Raw genomic sequence first — 4,861 nt, 5'->3', positions numbered from 1 at the left:
AATCCCTACGGAATATTGAATTTCTTTATTTTCAATTGTCATGTATATCATCCTCACATTCTATCAATTATTTTTTGTGCCATAATATCAGCGATTTTGTCACCTTCTGCATCAAAGGTATTCTGAACAAAGTGTTTTCCCTTCACACGTCCCTTACCATTTGCTTTTTTATGGCCATGTTCAACTAAATACCAATACCAAGCTTCATCTTTAAATTCCACAGATACACGATCATCTTTCACAACAACCTTTAGGCTATCTCTTAAATGTGTTCGCTTGTTTTTACTGGATGCTTTGATTTTTGGCTTTAATTTACTAGCAAAATACTTCGCCGCTTCATCTAATACATCCAGTTCGACCTTTTTATTCACTCGTAATAGCGTATTAATATCTTCTAAAGCTTCAGCAAAACCATTGTTATTTGAAGCCATTACTGGATACACCTCACATACGTTATAAACTGCGTGATAGTGTCGTCATTCTCGTCATAACCCATTCCATCAAACTGAGAATAAGACACGCCTACTTCATTAAAAACAGCCTTTAATGGCTCATAATCTTTTTCAGTTCCATTTGTGATAACTGCAATTTGATAAAGTGGCATATCTTTTAGGACCTTATTAGAAGCCCTCTTATGTTGCTCATTCACAAATTCATACACAATATAAGGGTAATTTATCCCTGTAGGAGCACTATCACGAGAAACTGGAATACCAGATTTCTTCATAAGACTTCGCAACTGTTCAAAATTAATTTGCATACGATAGTGACACCTCCATCAATCGGTCTTCTTCTTTTACATAAATGCGCTCAATGTTATAAATACGGCCACCAACTTTTACGCGATAATTCTTTTGATTGTTTTCAATGTCACGATCAATACGAACTTCAATTTTCTTTACAATTTCATTCGTATCTTTTGTTGTGAATTTATCAGTGGCCGTAACTCCAATGTTGTTATATCGAATTTTCCGTTCTAATGGATATCCCATCACAACACGGTCTGTTACTGGATCAATCGTCTCTCCTAATTTGAGTAGCTCACCCATCCATTTGAGTTTATTCGTCTTCCTCTTCGGCATCATAAACCTCCTGGACAAAGAATGGTGTCAAAGCATCCAAAGCTTGTTCTAATTCTTTTTCAGCTACACGATATTCATAAAAAATACCTGCACACATAATGACCAGGTATTCCACTTCTCTTCCACATGCTTTTTTTACATATCGTTGACCTTGCTTAATATAAAAAGAGAGCATAGAATCATCCATACCCTCTTCCCAATGAATATGAGATTTTAATTTCTCAATTAAATCATCCATATTAAGCCCCAGTAGAAGCTTTTAAAACATACTTATAAACTGGAACTTCAAATGGAGAATGAATTAATTGAGCATCTAGTAAGTTCCAGATACGGAAGCCTACACGGTTTGTACGTGAGAATAACTCAACTAACTTTTGTACTTCTAGTGATCCAATAACATCTTGAATATAGAACTTAGAGAAATCACCGAAGTAGAATACTGGTGTATCTGGTGAATCAGGGATATCAATTGCATCTTCTTCCTCAACAGGGAAGCCTAATAATGTATAACCAATGCCGCCCTCTGCTTGATTAAATGGACGAAGTAATGGGAAACCATCATCCGTCTTCATTGTTTCAATTTTTGTTAGTGCTGCTGTATTTAACACCCATCTTGCTTTTTTACGAATTTCTTTAACCGGTGTATTTTTCATTTTTACTAATGCATCATAGAGATTTTTTTCATCCGTTTTAAATTCAACGGCTTTCTTTGCCAATGCACCATCATTTATATTATTAGCTTCATCACCATTAACCATATATTGAGTTTCTTTACGAACATAAGCTTTTTTCAGCTCATCCATAACAATTTGTTCAATCGGTAAACCTGTACGTGCTAATAATTTTTTCGTCACTGTAGCCAGTGCATCAAATTCCGTTGGTGATAATTCGATTTCATCGAACTCGATATCCGTTTCTGGCATTTCATTATTTGTTCGCTCATTTTTATGACCTTGTGCTTCTGCCTTTTTAACTAAAACAGGATACTTAATATTTTCTTTTGTTTTTACTCCTGTTCCTAATCGACGTAAGAAGTTTTCTTCTTGAGCATACGTAATAATTTCTTTACTCAAGAAATCTGGAATCGTAACAGAACCATTACCAGTCACTAACCCTAATGCACGTGCTTCCTTTTCATCAATATTACCAACAATGTAGTTAGCAAATACGGAACGAATTTCTGTTTCTTTGTTTGCACGATGACCTTTAGTAGAAAGAGCTGCTGCGATAGATGCTGAAATAGCTGAACGTTGTTCTTCTGACAGTTCCGTTTTTTCATTCGGATTTTCTTTTGCTGCTGGGTCTTCTTTTTTATCTGGATCTTCATCTTTCTTTTTGTCCGGATCTTCTCCTTTTTCTTCCGCTTCTAATTTTGCTAACTCATCAGTGATAGTTTGTACTTCCTTTGTTAATTCTTCTACTTCAGCTTTAATTACTGCTAATTCTTCTGAACGAACTTCATTTTTTTCTACTTTCCCTTGTAATTCTGCTAATCGAGATTTCGTTCTTGTTAAAGATGCGTTTAAGATTTCTTTTAAATTCATGTTAATTTTCCTCCAAAACTTTTTTTATTTGTTTAATAAGATTATTTCTTTCTTCTGTATCACCTTCCACAACTGTTTTTACAGCTGCTTCTTCACTTCTCATTTCAATCATGGCTGTATTTTCGCCCCTGGTTTCAATGGAAGTAGCAACATAGGCTGGTGTCATATCTAAAATAGAAACTTCTAAGAGTTCTAATTCTTCAATAGATCGTTTTTGAACACCAGATTCGCCTTCTTCCCAGGAATCTTTTTCAGAAACAAAGCCAAATGACCAACCACGCAATTCTTTATTCCTTGCTTTCTCAATTATTTGTTCATCTGTAACTGTAGCAATGGCTCTTAAACCAATATTGTCTTCGTACAATTCCAGATTGCCATTTTCAATAGAACCAAGCTTTCTATTTTTGTTGTGATTAAAAAGCAAGTCCACATTCTTTGCTTTCTTTAACGCTTTTTCAAATGTCTTAGGAACAATTTTCTCTTTGAAATATCCCCTTGGTGAAGGCAACATTCGACTTTCCCTGTCCACAACATTTACGTAACCATCAAGTATGACTTGATTCCCTCGGACCTCAATTTTCATCATTTTCACATCCTTTCATTCCTAGAAATAGTTTTTCTGCTATCATTTGATGAGTAAGGAGGTGATCCCAATGATTTTATCTATCCAAACAGAAAAAGATTTTAAAGAAAATTTTGAGTTCGCTCACAAAACGTTAGCGTTTATTGACGAAATTGACATTGAAAATCGCGCCAAATTTCAATCCATTTCACAGATTTCTAAAACAAAGTATTTAATCCGTTTCAAAAGTTATTCTTTTCCTGGTTGTCAAGACTACAGCATAACAATTGAAGCAATATATTCGGAGAACCAATGGCTAATTTCTCTTTTGAATAAACCCGTAGATTAACAATTTTATAAAACAAATAGGGAGGCTTCTCTTGTTCTACTGAACACATCAAAATGCCATTTCCAGTCCTACAATTTCCAACTACCACATCGAACATTGTAGGACTTTTCTTATGAATTCTAATATCCATGTCTCCACAACTAACATGAATTGTATCTCCCTTCACGTTTAGTCACCTCCTTCCACTGAACCATCGGCCGCTTCTTTCTTACCGATTTCGGTTATATCATTTGAAATATAAATAGATTGTGATTCCTTTGTATTTTGTTTAGGGAATCCAAGCATATCGGCAACATGATCAGGTGAAGTAATAGCTGTACGCACAAGGTTGTAACCGATATTTGTCTTGTTGCTATAAGTAACAAAATCAAGAATATTTATCTTAAACTTAATTCGTTTCCCCGAATTTTGACCATAAAAAAGAAGACTCAAATGGTCTTCAAAATTTTTCATTATTGGTCTAACTGCCTTGTTATGGATATACATCATTGCTTTCTCAATATCTTCTTTGATTAGCTCTGTGTATGTATCCACATTTATGCCTAAATACTTACCTAAATCTTTTTTATATACATTTAGGTATGCTAGGGTCTTTTCGTCGTCTAACGGGCTTTTAAGTGTGTCTATTGAATACCCTTTTCCAAGAGGAATCATTTTTACAGACCTTGCTTCATCGATTGATTCCAGTTGATCTAAAATTGCATTGATTAATTTTGACTGCGCACCATTCTGTGGATTGATATGGGCATCTAAATTTAACAAGAATGCTAATAGTCCACCCTTTTTATATTTGTCAGTTAAAGTTTTCTCAGCTGACATAACGCCCTCAAGTGTATCTCTTCCCAAATCAAGAAGGCCTTTTCCTCTTAAATGATCTGCGCCAATATTTTTCACATGACGAATCATAAACGGAGGAATTTCGTGACCACCAATATTAAAATGCTCTACTAAATTATCATCTAACTCTGTAAATACATTTGAAGCTAAATGTATTTGAGCACCATTTAATACAGGGAACGTTTCTCCCTCGAGTAAATAAGTATTCGTCATTAATTTAATGAATTCAGATTGTGTAAGATAATCATTCGGATTCTTTAAAATACGAAGTGCAATATCATCTTTAGTTTCATTCCCAAATTCATCTTCCACAACAATATCAGCCAATACCATTTGATTACTGATGTCTTGTAACAACTCGTAAACATCGCTAGATTGTAAGATGTTTGAATCTGTAACATACACACCACCATAACGAATACTCTTCCCTAAAACATCATCAAGATAACCACGCTTTTCAGCCTTTTTAAATAAGTAATTTGAAAAC

General features: G+C 34.5%; 8 protein-coding genes. 1 reads left to right on the top strand and 7 read right to left on the bottom strand.

Features of this window, described 5'->3' with window-relative positions:
* Positions 1–53: 53 nt before the first annotated feature.
* From ACQGS6_RS22960 to ACQGS6_RS22935, 6 genes are read right to left on the bottom strand one after another with little or no spacing between them, the layout of a single operon-like run.
* Positions 54–431 (bottom strand): HK97-gp10 family putative phage morphogenesis protein, encoded by a 378-nt coding sequence (locus ACQGS6_RS22960; RefSeq protein WP_000157916.1) that lies wholly within the window; start codon positions 429–431, stop codon positions 54–56.
* The gene (locus tag ACQGS6_RS22955) at positions 431–760 is read right to left on the bottom strand and encodes a hypothetical protein (protein WP_426965657.1); all 330 of its coding nucleotides are present in this window, start codon (positions 758–760) and stop codon (positions 431–433) included. Before ACQGS6_RS22955 ends, ACQGS6_RS22960 begins: the two co-directional genes overlap by 1 nt.
* Positions 750–1,082, bottom strand: coding sequence for a hypothetical protein (locus tag ACQGS6_RS22950; RefSeq protein WP_426965656.1), 333 nt, complete (start codon positions 1,080–1,082; stop codon positions 750–752). Before ACQGS6_RS22950 ends, ACQGS6_RS22955 begins: the two co-directional genes overlap by 11 nt.
* Positions 1,060–1,320, bottom strand: a complete 261-nt coding sequence (locus tag ACQGS6_RS22945) for a head-tail connector protein (RefSeq protein WP_000342229.1) — start codon at positions 1,318–1,320, stop codon at positions 1,060–1,062. Before ACQGS6_RS22945 ends, ACQGS6_RS22950 begins: the two co-directional genes overlap by 23 nt.
* 1 nt (position 1,321) lies before the next feature.
* Positions 1,322–2,626 carry a phage major capsid protein gene (locus ACQGS6_RS22940; RefSeq protein ID WP_426965655.1) on the bottom strand — a complete coding sequence of 435 codons (1,305 nt, stop codon included), beginning with the start codon at positions 2,624–2,626 and terminating at the stop codon, positions 1,322–1,324.
* A gap of 1 nt (position 2,627) precedes the next feature.
* Positions 2,628–3,209 carry an HK97 family phage prohead protease gene (locus ACQGS6_RS22935; protein WP_426965654.1) on the bottom strand — a complete coding sequence of 194 codons (582 nt, stop codon included), beginning with the start codon at positions 3,207–3,209 and terminating at the stop codon, positions 2,628–2,630.
* Between the two features lie 70 nt (positions 3,210–3,279).
* On the opposite strand from ACQGS6_RS22935, the gene ACQGS6_RS22930 reads away from it, so the two are divergent.
* The gene (locus tag ACQGS6_RS22930; protein WP_000603760.1) at positions 3,280–3,537 is read left to right on the top strand and encodes a hypothetical protein; all 258 of its coding nucleotides are present in this window, start codon (positions 3,280–3,282) and stop codon (positions 3,535–3,537) included.
* Positions 3,538–3,705: 168 nt separating this feature from the next.
* Here the strand turns inward: ACQGS6_RS22930 and ACQGS6_RS22925 are convergent.
* Positions 3,706–4,861 (bottom strand): phage portal protein (locus tag ACQGS6_RS22925; protein WP_426965653.1); only part of this gene is annotated, 1,156 nt, incomplete at its 5' end.

The organism is Bacillus sp. GMs2/2, from assembly GCF_050172095.1.
GTDB classification, from domain to species: Bacteria; Bacillota; Bacilli; order Bacillales; family Bacillaceae_G; genus Bacillus_A; species Bacillus_A cereus.
The sequence above is the reverse complement of the archived record's forward strand: the minus strand, read 5'-3'. Positions and strand labels throughout refer to the sequence as shown.